We start from the raw sequence: 17,875 nt of genomic DNA on the forward strand, positions 1-17,875 counted from the left end.
ATCGGGCGGGATGCCTCGGGTCGAGCCGGTGGCGAGAACCGGTTGATCGTCGATGCCGACGCAAGATCGGAGCCGCTGCGCGACGCCCAGCAGCAGGTTCTACACGAGACGGACGCGCATTGCGTATGCCGCACATCGGCACTACGGTCAAGGAAGCCGCCGGGAGGATGCAAGGACGCGCGCGAGGAGAACCAGATGAACGCAAGGACGCGCAACAAGCTGAGCTGGGTCGCTCTCGCCCTCTGCAGCACCGCGACCGTCGGCACGATCGTCACCGGCGAGCCCGGTAGCGGATACTTCGCCGCAGGAGTGTGGGCGATGGCGATCGCTGTCGCTGCCCTCTCGCGGCCATGGGGAGCGATGCGAAGTCATGAGTGAACCCCCGGGACGATCGCAGCGAGCACGATCCTCCTGCGGTCGGGCGCCGGATCGAGAGTGATGAAGTGAGTCGAGCCAACCCCAGAAGCAGCAGTTCCCGTAGCGCGCGGACGGTCCGCGCAACGGGAATCACTCTGTTCATCGCGGTGCTTGCCACGTTGGTAGGCGACATCGGGCTGGGTATCGCCGCCCTGGTTGGCGGCGGGTCCGTCACGCTGTTGCTTGTGCGCACCGGCCGGTAGAGCGGCCGTCGTGATTTGCTTGGAGCCGGCCGCGCGTCACCGCGGTGCCGGCGCCCCGCAGGGCCGCCCGCACTGTGTCCGGCGTCATTGCGCGCTCAGGGATACTTGAGCACGTGTCCGACACCCCCCAGCTGAACCCTGACGAGCTCGCGCGCGCCCTCGAGATCCTCGAGGCCGCCAACGCCCTGCCGCCCGAGCACCCCGACAAGGTCGCGCTCCAGCGCGCCACGGCCAAGCTCTACAAGACCGTGAAGAAGCAGCGACGCGACGAGGCCAAGGCGGCGATCCAGGACGCCGACCGCGCCGTCATCGAGGCGACTGCGACGGGCGCCCCGACGCGCATCGACGACGAGACCGAGGGCGTCGACATCCGCCCCGGCACGGCGACGGGCCCCTTCGCCGGACGGCTCTCGAAGCCGCAGGGCTGCTACGTGTGCAAGGAGCCCTACCAGGACATCGACGTCTTCTACCACCAGCTGTGCCCGCGCTGCGCCGCGGAGAACCGCGCCAAGCGGGCCGCACGCACCGATCTCACCGGGCGCCGGGCGCTGCTCACCGGCGGGCGCGCGAAGATCGGCATGTACATCGCGCTGCGCCTCCTGCGCGACGGCGCACAGCTGACGATCACGACGCGCTTCCCCAACGACGCCGTCCGCCGTTACGCGCAGATGGAGGACGCGGCGGACTGGATCCACAACCTCAAGGTCGTCGGCATCGACCTGCGCGACCCGGCGCAGGTCATCGCCCTCGCCGACGACGTCGCGGCCGAGGGCCCCCTCGACATCCTCATCAACAATGCGGCCCAGACTGTCCGACGGTCGCCCGGCGCGTACGCGCCGCTCGCCGCGGCCGAGTCCGCGCCGCTGCCCGAACTGCCGTACCTGCCGCCCGTGACGACGTACGGACGGTCGGTCGACGCGCACCCCGCCGCCCTCGAGGCGTCGGTCCGTGCGGGCGGCCGCGACCACGGCGTGCCCGTCTCGACGCATGTCGAGGAGTCCGTCACCGCGCCCGGCCTCCTCACGAAGCTCGCGCTCACCGCAGGTTCCGCGTCCCTCGACCGCGTCGCGACCGGCACCGCGATCGACGCGGGCGGCCTCGTGCCGGACCTCGTCTCGCAGAACTCCTGGGTCGACAAGGTCGACCAGGTCGACCCCCTCGAGATGCTCGAGGTTCAGCTGTGCAACGAGACCGCGCCGTTCATCCTCGTCTCGCGCCTGCGTGCGTCGCTCGCCGCGTCCCCGGCCCGCCGCACGTACATCGTCAACGTCTCCGCGATGGAAGGGCAGTTCAACCGCGGCTACAAGGGCCCCGGCCACCCGCACACGAACATGGCGAAGGCCGCCGTCAACATGCTCACGCGCACGAGCTCGCGCGAGATGTTCGAGACCGACCAGATCCTCATGACGAGCGTCGACACGGGCTGGATCACGGACGAACGCCCGCACACGACGAAGGCCCGCCTTCACGAGGAGGGATTCCACGCGCCGCTCGACCTCGTCGACGGAGCCGCCCGCGTCTACGACCCGATCGTCCGCGGCGAGGCCGGCGAGGACGTCTTCGGTGTCTTCCTCAAGGACTACAAGCCCTACCCCTGGTGACGCATCTCGCCCGTCCGGCACCGTCCCTCGGTGCGAGAATGGGAATGCACGCGTCGAACCCGAACGTTGGAGATCACATGCCTACCATCACCACCCTCGACGTCACCGGCATGACCTGCGGCCACTGCGTGTCCGCCGTCACCAAGGAGCTCGAGGCCGTCAGCGGCGTCAAGAACGTCTCGGTCGACCTCAACGTCGGCGAGGCCTCCGAGGTCACCGTCGTCTCCGACGACGTCCTTCCCGAGGACGCACTGCGCGCCGCGATCGACGAGGCCGGCTACGAGATCACGGGCATCTCGACGCACGGCTCCGCGGAGGAGTTCTCGCAGCTCGCCGACACTCGCTCGGAGGTCTACGCGGGCACGAGCCACATCGGTTCTGGCTCCGCGACGGCCGTCGGCCCTGTCGGCATCTCGATCACGCCGCGGGAGGATGTCGACGCGGCGACCCTCGCGTCGGCCGACGCGCCCGCCGCGACGTCGGGCGGCTGCGGCTGCGGTGGCTGCGGCTGCGGGAACTGACCGCTCCCTGCTCATGACGCCGCGGCTGCCGCCACCCCGGGTGGCGGCAGCCGCGGCGTCGTCACTGGACCTGAGGTTGTCGTGACCATCTCCCTCGCACCGGACGTGCTGCGCTGCGACTACTTCGACGCGGGCGTGTGCAGGTCGTGCACGCACCTCGGCGAGCCGTCCACGGACCAGCTCGCGGCGAAGGTTGCTCACGTCCGTCACCTGCTCGCGGACGTGCCGTCCGCGTCGGACGCCGTGTGGCTCGACCCGGTCGCGTCGCCGCCCGTGGGCTTCCGCAACAAGGCGAAGATGGTCGTCGGCGGGACGGTCGACGCACCGACGCTCGGGATCCTCGACGCCTCCGGGCGGGGCGTCGACCTGCAGCGGTGCGGGCTGCACGAGGCGCCGCTCGCGGCGGCGCTGCCCGTGCTCGCCGCGTTCGTCACGCGGGCTCGGCTCGAGCCGTACGACGTTCCTGCGCGGCGGGGCGAGCTCAAACACGTCCTCGTCACCCTGTCGGCGGACGACGAGCTCATGGTGCGGTTCGTCGTCCGTTCGACGGAGCCCGAGGCGCGCGTTCGCAAGCATCTGCCGTGGCTGCTCGACGCCCTGCCGGGCCTGCGCGTCGTGTCGCTCAACGTGCAGCCCGAGCACAAGGCGGTGCTCGAGGGGCCGCGCGAGATCGTCCTCACGGAGGAGTCGTCGCTGCTCATGCGCGTCGGCGGGCTCGGGCTGCACCTGCGGCCGCAGTCGTTCTTCCAGACGAACACGCAGGTCGCGGCGGCGCTGTACGCGCGTGGCGCCGCGTGGGTCGCGGACGTTCGGCCGCGGTCGGTGTGGGACCTGTACTGCGGCGTCGGGGGCTTCGCGCTCGCTGCGGCGCGGGCGCTGGACCCGCAGCCCGACGGCTCCGTGCCCGAGGCGTCGTCCCCCGGCCCGTCGTCGGTCGCCACGTCCCGGCTCGACGGTTCCGTGCCCGACGTCGTCGGCGTCGAGCTGAGCGAGGAGGCCATCGTGTCGGCGACGCTCACGGCGACCTCCCAGGGCATCCCCGCCCGGTTCGTCGCGGGCGATGCGACGGCGTTCGCGCTGTCCGCGACTCCGGACGAGGTCCCGGACCTGGTGATCGTCAACCCTCCCCGACGTGGGATCGGCGAGGAGCTGGCGGGCTGGCTGGAGAGTTCCGGGGTGCCGAACGTCCTCTACTCGAGCTGCAACGCGAGAACCCTCGCGAGCGACCTGCGCGCGATGCCGTCCCTCACGGTGCGCGAGGCAGTCCTCCTCGACATGTTCCCCCAGACCCCCCACTACGAGGTCGCCACCCTCCTCTCGCGAGATAGCGCTCCTGGATCGAGATAGCGTGCGTTGAGCGCTATCTCGACCGAGACGCGCTATCTCGCGATCTACGGGGACGGGAGGGTGACCTCGAGCGATCTGATGCGGCGGTTGTCGACCTCCGCGACGCGGAGCGTCGCGCCGTCGACCTCGATCTCGTCGCCCTCCTCCGCCAGGCGGCCCAGGCGGTCGACGACGAACCCCGCCGCCGTCTCGTACGGCCCGTCCTCGAGCACGACGCCCGTCTCCTCCGCGAACTCCTCGATCGTCACCCCCGCGTCGAGCCGGACGACGCCGTCGTCCGCACGGACGTGCGCGGGCTCGTCCGCGTCGTACTCGTCCCGGATGTCACCGACAAGCTCCTCGACGAGGTCCTCGAGCGTGACGATGCCGTCGGTGCCGCCGTACTCGTCCACGACGACCGCGATGTGCACGCCGTCCCGACGCATCTGTGACATCGACGGCAGCAGCCGGTTGGTGCTGGGCAGCAGCAGGATGTCGCGTGTGAGATCACGCACGCGCACGTCGCGTTCGGCGCGCAGCAGGTCCCGCACGTGGAGGAACCCGAGGATGTCGTCGAAGTTCTCCCCGATGACGGGGTAGCGGGAGTACGGGGCGTCCGCGACGACGTCGAGGGCCGCCGCGACGGTGAGGTCGGCACTCATGAACGCGACCTCGGTGCGCGGCCGCATGACCTCGGCGAGCGACCTCGCGCCCGCGTCGAGCACGTCCCCAAGGATCCGCTTCTCGTCCGGGGCGAGCCCCTCGTGACCCGTGACGATGCCCCGCAGCTCCTCCTCGCTCATCTCGTCGCCCGACGCGTCCGGGTCGCCGCCGAGCAGGCGCACGACTCCGTTCGTCGACTTCGAGAGCAGCCAGACGACGGGGCGCATGAGCCTCGCGAAGACGTCGAGGGGCGGGCCGACGGCACGCGAGAGTTTCTCGGTGTGCTGCATCGCGAGACGCTTGGGCACGAGTTCGCCGAGCACGAGCGACAGGTAGGCGATCACGAGCGTCAGGACGATGAGCGCCGTCGTCGCCGCCGAGCTCTCCGAGAGTCCGACGTCGACGAGCAGCGGCGCGAAGTCGGGAGCGAGCGTCGAGGCGCCGTAGGCCGCCGAGAGGAACCCAGCGACGGTCACGCCGATCTGCACGGCGGCGAGGAAGCGGTTGGGGTCGCGCGCGAGCCGCGCGGTGCGGGCGGCCCGGCCGCCCTCCTTCTCCATCTTGTCGATCTGCCCCTCACGGAGCGAGACGAGCGCCAGCTCGGTCGCGGCAAACACGCCGCCGACGAGGACGAAGGCGATGACCAGCAGGACGTTGAGAACCGTGTCCTGATCCATCAGGCCACCCTCCCGGTCATCGAGGAGAGGGGGCCCGGGGTACTACTACCAGCATCATCCATGCATGTCAGTAGAAGATGTGGGCGCGGGCGTCGTCAAGGCGAACCCGTGTGACGTGGATCGGCTGCCGGTACCGGCGGCCTGTGGTCAGCCGAGCATCGGGCGGAGCGCCTCGACGATCTCGAGGTCGCCGTCGAGCCACGGGACGTCCCCGAGAGTCGTCGCGTCGAGCCAGCGCAGCTCGTCGTGCTCGGTGAGCGGGACGGGCTCGGGGCTCGTGAGGACCGCGAACCACAGGCGCATCGCGTGGCGGTCGGTGACGTGCCAGCCGTCGTCGTGCGGTCCCCGCAGCTCGTCGCCGACGAGCACGGTCACCGCAAGTTCCTCGTTGAGCTCACGCACGAGCGCAGCGTGCGAGCTCTCCCCGGGTTCGACCTTGCCGCCGGGGAACTCCCACCGACCTGCGAGCCGCTCGGGCCGGACCCTGCGCGCACCGAGCACCCGCGTGGGCGTGTCGAGGTCGTCGACGATGATCGCCGCGACGACATGTGTGCGCTCCATGACCGGCATTCTGCCAGTCCATGGTCAGCCGTCCTGGCGGAGGCCCAGCCTGCGGGCATGGACGACGGCCTCGGCGCGCGTCGAGATGCCGAGCTTGCGGTAGACGCTGCGCACCTGGGTCTTCACCGTGTTGCGGCTGACGAAGAGCTCGCGCGCGACATCGTCGAGCGTGACGTCGTCGCTGAGGTGCGACAGGACGACGAGCTCGCGGCGCGTGAGCGGCGCGCGGTCCTCGGTGGTGCCGGTGGTCTGCATGGTTCTCCTCCTGCGTCGCGGCGGGTCGATCCGCCGTTCACCCGATGAGAGGGAGACGACATCCGGTCATGACGCGACCCTGGGCGACGAACTGCTTTCACCCGCGTCGCTGGCGTCATGAGCCAGGCCAGGTCCGCGTCTGCGCAGGTCAGGACGATGCTAAGCCGACCGGACGTCGATGTGAGCCGCATCACACCCGGGCGCGCGGCGTGGGACACGTCCAGCAGAACCCCCATGTCACCCGTGACGCCGCTACCCTCCGTAGTGGCGCCGGACACACCGGTCGACCAGCGACCCGGCGGCCCCGGGCCCACCACAGGGGGATCATGACGACGACGTTGGACGGCGCCTCTCCGGGCGACCTCGCGATCGTGACGCGCGGACTACGCAAGACGTACCGCAGCGTCACCGGACGACGCTCCGTCGCCGTCCAGGGCCTCGACCTCGACGTCCCGCTCGGGGGCGTCCACGGGTTCCTCGGCCCCAACGGCTCGGGCAAGACGACGTCGATCCGCATGCTCCTCGGGCTCATCCACGCCGACGCGGGCACGATGAACGTCCTCGGCCACGAGATCCCCCGCCAGTTGCCGGCCGTCATCAAGCGCGTCGGCGCGATCGTCGAGCAGCCGAAGTTCTTCCCGACGATCTCCGCACGCCGCAACCTCGAGATCCTCGCGAAGGGCATCGGAGCGCCCGAGCGCGCCGTCGCCCAGGTGCTCGAGGACGTCGGCCTCACGGACCGGGGCAAGGACCTCTTCAAGACGTACTCGCTCGGCATGAAGCAGCGCCTCGCGATCGCCGCGACGCTCCTCAAGGACCCGGACCTGCTGATCTTCGACGAGCCGACGAACGGGCTCGACCCCGCGGGCATCCACGAGATCCGCGAAACCATGCGGTCGCTCGGCGCGTCGGGCAAGACGGTGCTCGTCTCGAGCCACATCCTCAGCGAGGTCGAGCACGTCGCCGACACCGTGACGATCATCGGCCGTGGCCGCACGCTCGCGCAGGGCCGCGTCAAGGACCTCCTCGACGCGCAGGCGACGACGACGGTCCGCGTCGGCGTCGCCGACCCGGACGGTGCGGAGCGCGTCCTGCGCGAGGGCGGGATGACCGTCGTGCGTGACGGCGCCCTCCTCAACGTCACCGGGGTGGACGACCCAGCAGAGATCACGCGTCGGCTCGCGCACCACGAGCACTACGTGTCCGAGCTCGTCGCGCAGCGCGCGGGTCTCGAGGCGTTCTTCCTCGAGCTCACCGCGGGCGAGGGCCCTGGCACCGCGGCTGGCGTGCCACTTCCGTCCCACGCGGCTGGCCACCACGCCGCGTCGCCGACAGACGGAGCGCCGCAACCGCCCCAGGGCCCGCCCGCGAACCCCTACGGCCGACCGACGAGCACCGAGGGAGGGGAGGCGTGATGCGACTCTTCGCTGCAGAGCTTCTTCGTGCCCGGTCGCGTCGTGCGACGTGGATCATCCTCAGCGGGCTCGTCGGCCTGTGCCTGTTCTTTCTCGGTGGCAACCTCGTGTCGACGTCGATGCCGAGCGATCAAGAGCTCGCGGAGCAACGCGTGTACTTCGAGGAGCACCTCGCTGACTGGAAGCTCAACCACCAGCAGTACTACGACAGCTGCGTCAGCGACGCTGCGGCCAACGAGCAGTCCCCGGCGGACTGGGGTTGCGAGAACTACCTCGAGGAACCGACGTTCGAGAACTACACCTGGTCTCCTGAGGGCTTCGCCGAGCGCGTCACCCGCGAGACGACAGGGCTGCTCATCCTTGCCGCAGCGCTCATGTTCCTTCTCGGGGCATCGCTCACCGCCGCCGAGCACGCGACCGGGTCTCTCGGCAACTGGCTGACGTTCGCGCCGCGTCGGTCCCGGGTGTTCTTCTCCAAGCTCGCCGCGCCCGCCGTCGTCGCGGTGTGCGCCGCAGCACTCGTCACGGCGCTCGGTGTCCTCGGCACTGCCGCGTGGACCGAGCTGCGGGGCATCCCCTCGCCCGATCCGCTCGACACGGGCAAGCTCGTCGGGGCGATCCTGCGCACGTCGGGGGTCGTCGTCGCGGCGGCTGTGCTCGGGGCCGCGCTTGGCTCGCTCCTGCGGCACACGGCTGCGGTCATCGGCGTCGTCGCGGGGTACTTCGTCGTCGTCGAGATGGTGTTCCGGGGCATGTTCTGGGAGTCGGCGCTGCACGGTTGGTTCGTCTCGACGCAGCTGTTCGCGATCACCGAGGGCAAGACCTCGTACTTCGTCAACGTCTGCGCGTGGAACCAGGAAGAGCTGTACCGCGAGTGCACGCAGGTCGAGAAGTTCGTCACGGCGGCTGACGCGACGCTCTACCTCGGGGCGATCGCCCTCGTGCTCGTCGTCGTGTCGTGGCTCGCGTTCCGGCGGCGCGACGTCCACTGACCCGACGTCCACTGACCCTCAGTCGGGTCCGTCACCCCCGGGACGGTCCGGGCGCGGGCGGGTCCTCCCTCACGGGAGGGCCCGCCCGTCGTCGTTCCGTCATCGTCCGCACGACGCGAGCGTCTTCTGCCACGCGACGATGCGGTCGACGGCCGTAGTGATCGTCGCGGGCTCCTGCGCGAACGACAGGCGCACCCAACGGTGGCCGTCCACGGGGTCGAAGTCTGTCCCGGGAGTGAGGGCGACGCCTGCCTCGTCGAGGAGCCGTGCGCACCAGTCCCGCGAGTCGAGGCCTGACGTGGAGACGTCCGCGTAGAGGTAGAACGCGCCGTCCGCCGGAGCGACGTCGTGCCAGCCGAGCTCGTCGAGCCGCGCGAGCAGCACCGCGCGCGAGCGTCCGTACTGCTCGGCGTCCCGAGCCGCGGCGGCGTAGCCGTCGGGCTCGAGCGCGGCGACGGCCGCGTGCTGCGCGAGTGCGGGCGGGCAGAGCGCGACGTTGCCCGCGAGCGCGTCGACGGGGGCGAGGAGGTCCTCGGGCAGGAGGAGCCAGCCGAGCCGCCACCCGGTCATCGCCCAGTACTTCGAGAACGACGAGACGACGACGGCGCCCGTGCCGAGGTGGTGGGCGGCCGTCGCGCCGGGCCACCGGGACGGGTCGTGGACGATGCCGTGGTAGATCTCGTCGCTCACGAGGCGGACGTCGTGCGCGGCGCACCAGGCGGCGAGGCCGGCGAGCCGGTCCGCGTCGATCATCGTGCCGGTGGGGTTGGCGGGGCTCGCGAGGACGAGCCCCGCGAGCGGGGCGTCGGCGTGCGCGGCGTCGAGCATCGCGGGGGTCGGGGCGTGGCCGACGTCGGCGCCGGCTGCGAGCTCGACGACCTCGCAGCCGAGGGAACCGAGGATGTTGCGGTAGGCGGGGTACCCGGGGCGGACGAGGGCGACGCGGTCGCCGACGTCGAACGCCGCGAGGAACGCGAGCATGAACCCGCCCGACGATCCCGTCGTCACCGCGATGCGGGCTGGGTCGACGTCGATCCCGTACCAGCGCTCGTAGTGCGCGGCGAGGGCCGCGCGCAGCAGTGGCGCGCCGAGCGCCTCGGTGTAGCCGAGGCTGCGGCCGTCGAGGAACTCCCGGGCGCGCTCCCGCACCGCGTCGGACGCGCCCGTGACGGGCTCGCCCGCGCACAGGTTGATGACGTCCTGACCGGCCGCGCGGCGCGCGTTGGCGGCCGCGATGATCTGCATGACGGCGAACGGCGGGACGGCGGAGCGCTGCGAGACCTTCATACGGTCATCCTGCCGGACGAGCCGGGCCGACGGAGCGGTCCTCGAGCGTGGGTCGGGTCAGGCCCGGGTGCGGTGGAGGGCACGCAGGTGCGCGACGATCCCGTCGGCCGCCGCCTCGACCTCGTCGAGGCACGTCTCGAAGTCCTCGGGCCCGCCGTACCAGGGATCGGCGACGTCGAGGACGCGCTCGTCCCCGTCGACGACGGCTGGCGCCGCCGGGTCGAACGACCGGAACATGACGACCCGCTCGTCACCGGGGGGCAGCATGGACCGCAGGACCAGCGCGTGGTGCTGCGTCATCGCGAGGACGAGGTCACGGTCGCGTAGCTCGTCGGCACGGACGCGTCGGGCACGGTGGGGTCCGACGTGGTACCCGCGCGCCTCGAGCGCCGTCCGTGCCCGACGGTCGACGGGCCGGCCGTGCTCCTCGTCGGAGATGCCCGTCGAGTCGAGCGTCACGTGGTCCCCGAGGCCCGCGGCCTCGACCCGGTGCCGCAGCACGATCTCTGCCATGGGCGACCGGCAGATGTTGCCCGTGCACACCGTCATGACCCTGAGCATGAGTCCTCCTTCGTCGGCTCCATCCTGCCCCTCCCGGGGCCGCACGGGAAATAACGGTGCGCCGCGCGGCGGGGCGCGCGTAGCGTCGGGGACACCGACGAAAGGAGGTGATCCGCGAGATGAAGATCGAGTGGACTCTCGAGGTGGTCGCCGGCTGACGCCCGGCTCACCCGGTCGCCGGCACGGGGCGACCACCGGGGCCCGTGAGGGTGCGGTCGTCCGCCGCACGCGCTAGCACCTCACGGGCCCTTCTCGTGTCCGGGGCGCGAGGCGCGGGGCGCGGACCTCAGGAGACCGGGGCGTCCGGCGCGGGTGCGGGCTCGGCCGCCGGCGAGGCGGCGTCCTTGCGTCGGCCGCGACCGAGCAGCCCGCTCGTGATCTGCCAGACGCCGTACGCGATGAAGGCACCGGCGACGAGCGCGACGATGGTGCCGCGGCCGCCGTTGCCGAGCGCGACCGTCACGTGGCCGACGTACGGCAGGTGGTACCAGACGCGTCCTCGCAGCTGGACGGCCCGGACGGGCAGCTCGTCGGGGGCGTCGTTGGCGTCGCCCTGCGTGACCCACTGGCGCTCGCCGTCGGCGCGCAGTCCGAGCTCGACGACGCGGTGCGTGACGAGCGTCGGCTTACCGGACTCGAGCTGGTAGGTGATGACGTCGCCGACCTTGACCTCGGTGGGGTCGAGGGGCTTGACGACGACGAGCGTGCCCGGCGGGTACGTCGGGTCCATCGACCCGGTGAGGATCGCCAGGGGTGTCGATGCGGTGGCGCGGGGCACGATGATCGCGACGATGGCAACGAGGGCGACGACGACGAGCGCGGCCCAGCTGAGCGCGAGCCCGAGGCCAGCGAGGAAGCCCGGCTCGCGCGTCGGTCCGGCGGCTCCGGCGCCAGGCGGGTCGAGGATCTCGGTCGCGTCCTTGTCGGTCGGTTCAGGCACGGTCGTCCCGGTCATCGGAGCGGCGGCGCAGCGCGAGCACGAGCAGGCCGGAGACGACGAGCGCGGACGCGAACCCGAGGGCGAGCGTCGGTGACGCGCCGGTCGTCGGGAGGTCGCCGTCGTCGGGCGTGGTGGTGGGTGCGACCGTCGGGGTCACGGTCGGCCGCTCGGTCGGGGTGACCGTGGGGCCGTCGGTCGGGGTCGTCGTCGGGCCCTCGGTCGGGGGCGGTGTCGTCGTCGGGCCCTCGGTCGGGCCCTCGGTCGGCGACGGCTCGCCCTCGCTGCACTCGCCCGGGTCCGACGGCCCGGGGACGGTCGCGTCAGTCGCGACGGCGCGCAGCCGGAACGACGCCGTCGCGCGCGTCCCGTCCTGGTGCTCAAGGTCGCCGACGGTCGCGGTGACGGCGAGTCGCACGGTCTGGCCCGCACGTAGCGCGACGTCACGGAGCACGACGGAGCACGCGCCGGCGTCCGCGACCGTCACGGGGATCTCGCGGCCCGTCGCGTCGACGGCCCGTGCGCCGAGCGTGAGTGCGGCCGCGAACAGGGGGTCGTCGGCGCGCGCGTCGAGCACTTCGAGACGCACGCGGGCGTCCGTCGTCGAGGAGTTCCGCACCCAGAGGTCCTCCGTGACGATGTCGCCGGGGACGACACGCAGGGTCGGGTCGAACAGCGGGGTCGTGACGTCGGACGTGAACGTCGAGCCGTCGAGCGACACGGTGACGTCGCCGTCGGCGGCGTACGCCGTGGCTGGCACGAGCGCGACGGCGAACGCGAGGGCGACGGCCGCGAACGCGCGGGCGCCCATCAGCCGTTCCCTCGGACGATCGTCACCGTGGTGCCGCTGCGGGTGATCTGGATACCGTCATAGAGGACATAGGTCGTGCCGCCTGCGGTGCGGACGATGCGGTACGCGATGTTCGTGCCCGTCGTCAGCGCCGCTCTCGGAGCCGTGATACTCACGTCGTCGCGGGACGTCCCCACGACGTCTGTCCACGTTCCGCCGCTGCTCACCTGGAGGCGCAGGTCCTCCCACCCGGCCGAGACCGCTGCCCCGCCGGGGACCGTCCCGAACGAGAATCGCACCTGGTCACCGCTCACCGTCATCGCGAGCGGGTGGCGCGTCGCGCCGAAGACCTGGCGCGACCTCAGTGCGTCGCTGCACGCGACGACCGTCGACGGGTCGTACTCTTCGACCCCTGTCGTGAGGCACCGCCCGCCGGTCTCGTCGACGAGCTGGAACGTCGTCGCCGAGACCGCCTGGTAGAACCAGCGCTGCGACGCGACGTCGGACGCCGTGCTGACCTGGACGTTCGTGCCGTTCACGGCGATGCGCGTCGGCAGGCCGCTCCCGTGCATCGGCTGGAAGGTCACGCGACCCGGGGCGCCACCCGCGACGGCCGCGATGCGCCACCGCTGGTTGGGGCTCGTGAGACAGCCGTAGCCGAGGACGGCCGCGCCGGTGCCCCCGCTGTACGCGACGTCGAGGCACCTGGTCGTCGCCTGGCCGCGCTGGATCGTGAACCACGCCGAGGCGTTAGCCGGCAGGAGGCTCGTGACGTTCGCCGCAGGGTAGACGAGACGGGTCGAGTGCGTGACGGCTGCCGTGTCGGTGACGGCGCCGCCGCTCACCGACATCGAGGCGACGAGGCTCGTCGTGGCGCTCTGCGTGCCCGAGACGTGGGCGATCGCCTCGCGCGAGGTCGCTGTCGTGCGCGCGCACCACGTCTGCGTCGTGCCCGCGGCGAGGTTCCCCACGGGTGCGGAGATCGTCGCCCACGTGCCGGTCGTCACGGTGCCCGACGTCGTCGCGCAGCTGCCGCCTGCCTGCCGCCACAGCTCGAGCCTGAGAGTGCCGCGCAGGGACGAGGCGGTGCCGGGGACGACGCGGAGCGTCACGGCGCCGGTCTCGGAGCCGGGGTTGCTCACGGTGAAGGACGTCGTCGAGACGAGCGCCTCGTTCGCGAACGTCGTCGTGAGGCCTGAGGTGCCGCCGAGGGCCACGCGGACGTCGGACAGCTTGATGCTCGCGGTGAGGTTCGCGGTCGCCGTCCAGTACGCCCAGGCGGCTCCCGTCGAGGCGAGAAGGGTCGCGAGCATGGCCGCGACGACGACGGTCACGGTGCGACGGGTGGAGGCACGGACGTTCACGGCTGTCTCCTCTCCTTCTCAGCGGGCGGTCACGGCGTCGAACCGCAGGTCGAAGCCCGCGGTCTGGCCGACGAGGTTGACGGGGGTGTCGGCCCGGACCGTCAGGTAGACGCACAGGTACGTCGTGCCTGTGGTCGTCGGGGCGATGACGCGCTGCGTGCCGAAGCTCGTGAGCGGTCCGGACGCGTCGGGGGTCCCGGTCTCGGGGCACTGCGTCTGCGTACCGATCCGCGTCTCGAGCGTGACGTGCTGGGCGAGCGCGCCGGACGTCGAGACGATCGTCGCGTCGACCGCGGTCGACGTGCCCGCGGTCGTGAGCACCGGGACGTTGTGCGACCGCGTGATGCCGCGGACGTGGGCGAGGTTGGTGCCGAGCGAGGTCGACGAGGTGCCTTTGGCGTAGAGCCACAGGTCGAGCGAGCCCGAGGTAATCGTCGCGCCCTGGACGGTCGAGCTGTCGCGCAGGTAGGCGTACGTCGTGCCGAAGCCGGCCGAGCCGAGGCCGAGGGCGGCGACGAGCGCCACGAGCACGCGCAGGTGCCGGCGGCGAGGACGCGCGGGTGCGTCGGTGGTGCTGGCGTCGGGCACGTCTCCCCCTGTCCGTCGTGCCTGCGGTGGCCGATGCCGTCGGCCGCGGTGTGGAGCGTCGTCCGGGCCGGGCCGCGGCCCGGACGACGCCCGTCATCGGGTCCGGGTCACTGGACCTGGGTGAGGGTGACGTTGAAGTTCGCGAACGAGACGGTCTCGTTCATGGCTTCGTTGTCGAGCGTCGGGCTGGAGGCATCGCCGAACGGCCAGACGATCGTCACCGTGACGGGGACCGTGTGCGTGCCCGCGGTGATCTCGGCCGTCGCGCCGCCGTTGACCTCGGCGGTGGTCTGGAGACGGTCCTTGAGCTCACCCGGGGTCGTGATCGAGCCGGCGCCGGGCGCGGCGGCAATCGTGGCCTTGAGGTTGTCGCCCACGAGGGTGACGGTGGCCGTGGTGGAGTAGGTGAGGGTGTCGCCCGGGACCATCTTGAAGGTGGCGATGTTGGCGACGGGCTTCGTGGTGCCGTTGTTCGTCACCGTCCACGTCGCGGCAGCGAAGTCGGAGATGTCGAGGCTGCCGGACGTGATGGCCGCGCCCGAGACGGGGGCCTGGTCGGTCCAGTACGCGAGGGTCGAGCCGCCGCCGAGGAGGAGCGCGACGCCGATGCCGCCGACGACGGCACCCTTGGTGATCTTGTTCATGGGGTGTCCCTGGGGTTCGTGCACCGGTCGGGTGCCAGTCGTTGCCGACGGGGAGTCCCGTTCGGCGCCCCGAAACTACGGGGTGAACGCCGCTCGGTTCCATCACCCGCAGGGAGGTAGCACCCAGACGGCGCGGCTCCACCGGTTGCGGGATCGACAGGGTCGTGGGTTTGCAAGCCCGACGCATTGACCTGCGGGTTTACCGTTCAACCACTCTCGGATCCGGTGGATGTCTCACAGTGTGGACCCCTGTCGGGCGCTTGTGTGACGCGATTCATAGAGGCCGTCGGGGACCATCGTCCCGGGGACAGCGCTCCCAGTGCCCGATCCTGTCGCCCCTGGTGACAGCCCCGCTCAGCCCAGGTCGATGCCCGCAGCGACGTCCCCGACCGCCTCGAGGACGGCCGCGACCGCCGGCCCCGGCTCGTGGCGCGTCTGCCGGTGACGCGCGACGATCCGTCGGGTGCCGAGCCCCGGCATCGTCACGACCTCGACGCCGTCGGGCACCCCCGCGCGCAGCGCGAGCGCCGGCAGCAGCGCGACCCCCTCGCCCGCCGCGACGAGCGCGAGCGCGACCCCGAAGTCGTAGAACGAGTGGCGCACCTCGGGCTCCGCCCCGATCTCCTCGCCGAGCCGGCCGAGGGCGCGCGCCGCCGCCGTGCTCGGGTCCGGCCCGACCCACCGCACCCCGGCGAGCTCGTGCAGCGACCCGGGCGTCGGCATCGACGTCGGGACCGCGAGCCGCCACGGCTCGTCGAGCACGGGCACGTCGCGGTGCCCGCGGCCAGCGTTGGGCTTCGTGTGCTCGTCGCGCTCGTGGAGCACGACGTCGACCTCCCCCGCGCGCAGCGCCCGCACACCGTCGGTGTACTCCATGTCCGTGAGCACGACCTCGACCCCCGGGTGAACCTCCTTGAGCGCGACAAGAGCCGGGACGAGCACCGCAACCGTCACCGTCTCGAACGACGCCACCGTCACGGTGCCCTCGACGTCGTCGCCGAGCGCCGCGAGCTCCTTGCGCGCCGAGACGAGCTCGCCCTCGATGCGCTCGGCGGCCTCGGCGAGCACCCGCCCGGCCGGCGTGAGCGTCACGCCGCGGGGCCCGCGGTCGAGGACGGTGACGCCCTCCTCCTTCTCGAGCCGCTGGATCTGCTGCGAGACGGCCGACGGCGTGACGTGCAGCAGATCAGCGGCCGCAAGGACTCCTCCTGCCCTGTGGACGGCCAAGAGGAAGGAAAGCCTGCGTGCATCCGTTGCCATGTAGCCATACTAAACCCTGGGTGCACAACAATTCGATTGTGCTAAAGCAGAATCGGCCCCATCATTGAGGTGTCAGCACGACCCCCGAACTCCAGGAAGGTGAGAGAGATGTCCTCCGTCCAGCAGCCCGTCGCCAAGGTCGTCCGGTGGCTCAAGCGTCACGCGGTCCCCGCGATCCCGACGCCCCAGGGCGAGCTCCGGATGAAGATGGACCTCCACCGGGTGCCCGACCAGTCCCCGCTCTTCCTCCGCTGAGACCCAGGCGACCCGTCAGCAGCCACTGATCGGCCGTCCGCCGCGACGCATCCTCCCGCGTCGTCACCAAGAGCCGCGATCCATGCCGGATCGCGGCTCTTCGGCATCTGGTGCAGCCGGGGCTTCAGCCACGCGCCACCTACGCCACGTCATGCGCCCGTCCTGAACGCGCTTCGTCGCGGACGCTTGACGGCCGCCCCAGAGCCGCAGCAGGATCTACGTCAGCAGGTGCACCACCCCATGACCGCACGTCTCGTCTTGAGGCGTGCTCGGAATCAAGGGGTCATCATGGCAGACCAGCACCAGTACAGCGTCGATGTCACGCGCGACGGCTTCCTCGCGACGGGCGACGCGCACAGCGACCGACGCGCCCGCATCGTCATCCTGCGATCGACCGAGCGTCGCTTCGTCGAGGAGCGAGCGGCGTGGGCCGCGTCAGACACGGGCCGGCTCCGCACCCGCGTCGCGATCCGCTTCGAGATAGCGCTCGAGCTCGCGCTGCTGTGCCAGTTGCTCGGCTCGTGGGCGCGTCGAGGGCAACGAGATCTTTCCCGAGCGCCTCCAGCTGGAGGGCGACGGGCCTCGGTATCGCCCCACGTAGGAGGGGCCGGGCTCGGCGGCCGCCCACCGAGTCACCGTCGGGAGCCGTGATCCTCCGATCGCGGCTCTTCGGCTTGTCCGGAACTTCCCCTCGTACCCACGCACCCCCTACGCTCGGACGGGCCCTGCACCCAGGATTCACTCGACCCCGGAGGCACCATGACGACGGTTGACGCCCGTGCACGCTTCGACGCCTGGACCGACGCGCTCGTCGCGCGGATCGCGCAGCGGCCAGAGGTCGTCGGGCTCGTCCTCCTCGGTTCGGGAGCCGAGCGAGCCCGCCTCGACGAGTGGTCCGACCACGACTTCTACCTCGTCGTCGAGCCTGACGTCGCCGAGCGGTACCGCCAGGACCTCTCGTGGCTCCCGGAGGGGCCCGACATCGTGCTCTGTCCGCGCGAGACCGGCCACGGGCTCAAGGTCGTCCTCGCCGACGGTCACGTCTTGGAGTTCGCCGTCGCGTCGCTCGAGGACGTCGCGACCTTCGCCGCGCACCACTGGCGCGTCGTCTACGACACGGGGCCCGTCACCTCCGTCCTCGAGGCGTGCGCCGCGCGCACGGCGCACGAGATCGCCGCGCGTCCCGCACCCGACCTGCCGCGCGCGGCGGGGCTCTTCTGCTCGCTCCTGCTCATCGGTGTCGGCCGCGCGCGCCGCGGCGAGCTCGTCGCCGCGAACGCGCACGTGAGGATGTACGCGCTCGGCGAGCTGCTCGACCTCGTGGGCGCGCTCGTGCCCGCCGACCCGGCGGCGCTGCGCGACGGCCTCGACCCGCGACGCCGGGTCGAGGACACCTTTCCCGGCGTCGGCGCGCGCATCGGCGCGGCACTCGACCAGCCGGTCGAGGACTGCGCCCGGGCGCTCCTCGGGATCGCCGAGGACGTCGTCGCGCCACGCTTGCCGCAGTGGCCCGCAGCGGGCGCCACGACCGTGCGCCGGACGCTCGGCTGGGACTGAG

19 protein-coding genes are annotated in these 17,875 nt (G+C 71.7%); 8 read left to right on the forward strand and 11 right to left on the reverse strand.

All coding sequences use genetic code 11. The features are described 5' to 3' along the window. Positions 1-195: 195 nt before the first annotated feature. The 4 genes from IGS67_RS07450 (at position 196) to IGS67_RS07465 (ending at position 4,089) form a co-directional block, all read left to right on the forward strand. Positions 196-378, forward strand: a complete 183-nt coding sequence (locus IGS67_RS07450; protein ID WP_192279285.1) for a hypothetical protein — start codon at positions 196-198, stop codon at positions 376-378. A gap of 355 nt (positions 379-733) precedes the next feature. After that, the gene (locus IGS67_RS07455) at positions 734-2,221 is read left to right on the forward strand and encodes an SDR family NAD(P)-dependent oxidoreductase (RefSeq protein WP_328741966.1); all 1,488 of its coding nucleotides are present in this window, start codon (positions 734-736) and stop codon (positions 2,219-2,221) included. 77 nt (positions 2,222-2,298) lie between these two features. Beyond that, on the forward strand, positions 2,299-2,742 hold the full coding sequence (locus tag IGS67_RS07460; protein WP_192279287.1) for a heavy-metal-associated domain-containing protein: 444 nt from the start codon (positions 2,299-2,301) through the stop codon (positions 2,740-2,742). Positions 2,743-2,850: 108 nt separating this feature from the next. After that, on the forward strand, positions 2,851-4,089 hold the full coding sequence (locus IGS67_RS07465; protein WP_192279661.1) for a methyltransferase domain-containing protein: 1,239 nt from the start codon (positions 2,851-2,853) through the stop codon (positions 4,087-4,089). A gap of 44 nt (positions 4,090-4,133) precedes the next feature. On the opposite strand, the gene IGS67_RS07470 is transcribed toward IGS67_RS07465, so the two are convergent. The 3 genes from IGS67_RS07470 to IGS67_RS07480 form a co-directional block, all read right to left on the reverse strand. Further along, complete coding sequence (locus tag IGS67_RS07470; RefSeq protein ID WP_192279289.1) at positions 4,134-5,408, reverse strand: hemolysin family protein; 1,275 nt, start codon at positions 5,406-5,408, stop codon at positions 4,134-4,136. 147 nt (positions 5,409-5,555) lie between these two features. Next, positions 5,556-5,969 carry a (deoxy)nucleoside triphosphate pyrophosphohydrolase gene (locus IGS67_RS07475; RefSeq protein WP_192279291.1) on the reverse strand — a complete coding sequence of 138 codons (414 nt, stop codon included), beginning with the start codon at positions 5,967-5,969 and terminating at the stop codon, positions 5,556-5,558. 24 nt (positions 5,970-5,993) lie between these two features. Then, on the reverse strand, positions 5,994-6,224 hold the full coding sequence (locus IGS67_RS07480; RefSeq protein WP_192279293.1) for a helix-turn-helix domain-containing protein: 231 nt from the start codon (positions 6,222-6,224) through the stop codon (positions 5,994-5,996). A 326-nt stretch (positions 6,225-6,550) separates the two neighbouring features. On the opposite strand from IGS67_RS07480, the gene IGS67_RS07485 reads away from it, so the two are divergent. Then, positions 6,551-7,639, forward strand: coding sequence for an ABC transporter ATP-binding protein (locus IGS67_RS07485; protein ID WP_192279295.1), 1,089 nt, complete (start codon positions 6,551-6,553; stop codon positions 7,637-7,639). After that, a complete protein-coding gene (locus IGS67_RS07490) occupies positions 7,639-8,631 on the forward strand; it encodes an ABC transporter permease subunit (RefSeq protein ID WP_192279297.1) in 993 nt (330 codons plus the stop codon). Before IGS67_RS07485 ends, IGS67_RS07490 begins: the two co-directional genes overlap by 1 nt. Positions 8,632-8,730: 99 nt before the next feature. Here IGS67_RS07490 and IGS67_RS07495 read toward each other — a convergent pair whose 3' ends face one another. The 8 genes from IGS67_RS07495 to IGS67_RS07530 form a co-directional block, all read right to left on the reverse strand. Further along, entirely contained in the window at positions 8,731-9,918 is a 1,188-nt protein-coding gene (locus tag IGS67_RS07495) for a pyridoxal phosphate-dependent aminotransferase (protein WP_192279299.1), read from the reverse strand. A gap of 57 nt (positions 9,919-9,975) precedes the next feature. Beyond that, a complete protein-coding gene (locus IGS67_RS07500) occupies positions 9,976-10,479 on the reverse strand; it encodes a low molecular weight protein-tyrosine-phosphatase (protein ID WP_235977975.1) in 504 nt (167 codons plus the stop codon). A 286-nt stretch (positions 10,480-10,765) separates the two neighbouring features. Next, complete coding sequence (locus tag IGS67_RS07505) at positions 10,766-11,419, reverse strand: signal peptidase I (RefSeq protein ID WP_192279301.1); 654 nt, start codon at positions 11,417-11,419, stop codon at positions 10,766-10,768. Next, the gene (locus IGS67_RS07510; RefSeq protein WP_192279303.1) at positions 11,412-12,227 is read right to left on the reverse strand and encodes an LPXTG cell wall anchor domain-containing protein; all 816 of its coding nucleotides are present in this window, start codon (positions 12,225-12,227) and stop codon (positions 11,412-11,414) included. Before IGS67_RS07510 ends, IGS67_RS07505 begins: the two co-directional genes overlap by 8 nt. After that, positions 12,227-13,570, reverse strand: coding sequence for an RICIN domain-containing protein (locus IGS67_RS07515; protein WP_192279305.1), 1,344 nt, complete (start codon positions 13,568-13,570; stop codon positions 12,227-12,229). The genes IGS67_RS07510 and IGS67_RS07515 overlap by 1 nt, the downstream gene beginning before the upstream one ends. An 18-nt stretch (positions 13,571-13,588) precedes the next feature. Continuing rightward, positions 13,589-14,158 carry a hypothetical protein gene (locus IGS67_RS07520; protein ID WP_192279307.1) on the reverse strand — a complete coding sequence of 190 codons (570 nt, stop codon included), beginning with the start codon at positions 14,156-14,158 and terminating at the stop codon, positions 13,589-13,591. 107 nt (positions 14,159-14,265) lie between these two features. Beyond that, on the reverse strand, positions 14,266-14,802 hold the full coding sequence (locus tag IGS67_RS07525) for an alternate-type signal peptide domain-containing protein (protein ID WP_192279310.1): 537 nt from the start codon (positions 14,800-14,802) through the stop codon (positions 14,266-14,268). Positions 14,803-15,156: 354 nt separating this feature from the next. Beyond that, positions 15,157-16,062 (reverse strand): LysR family transcriptional regulator, encoded by a 906-nt coding sequence (locus tag IGS67_RS07530; protein ID WP_192279311.1) that lies wholly within the window; start codon positions 16,060-16,062, stop codon positions 15,157-15,159. Positions 16,063-16,170: 108 nt separating this feature from the next. Between IGS67_RS07530 and IGS67_RS07535 the strand changes: the two genes are divergently transcribed. Then, positions 16,171-16,317 (forward strand): hypothetical protein, encoded by a 147-nt coding sequence (locus IGS67_RS07535; RefSeq protein WP_192279312.1) that lies wholly within the window; start codon positions 16,171-16,173, stop codon positions 16,315-16,317. A 759-nt stretch (positions 16,318-17,076) separates the two neighbouring features. Continuing rightward, positions 17,077-17,874, forward strand: coding sequence for a hypothetical protein (locus IGS67_RS07540; protein WP_192279314.1), 798 nt, complete (start codon positions 17,077-17,079; stop codon positions 17,872-17,874). Position 17,875 lies beyond the last annotated feature (1 nt).

The sequence above is a fragment of the Flavimobilis rhizosphaerae genome, assembly GCF_014852685.1.
In the GTDB taxonomy this organism is placed as follows: domain Bacteria; phylum Actinomycetota; class Actinomycetes; order Actinomycetales; family Cellulomonadaceae; genus Flavimobilis; species Flavimobilis rhizosphaerae.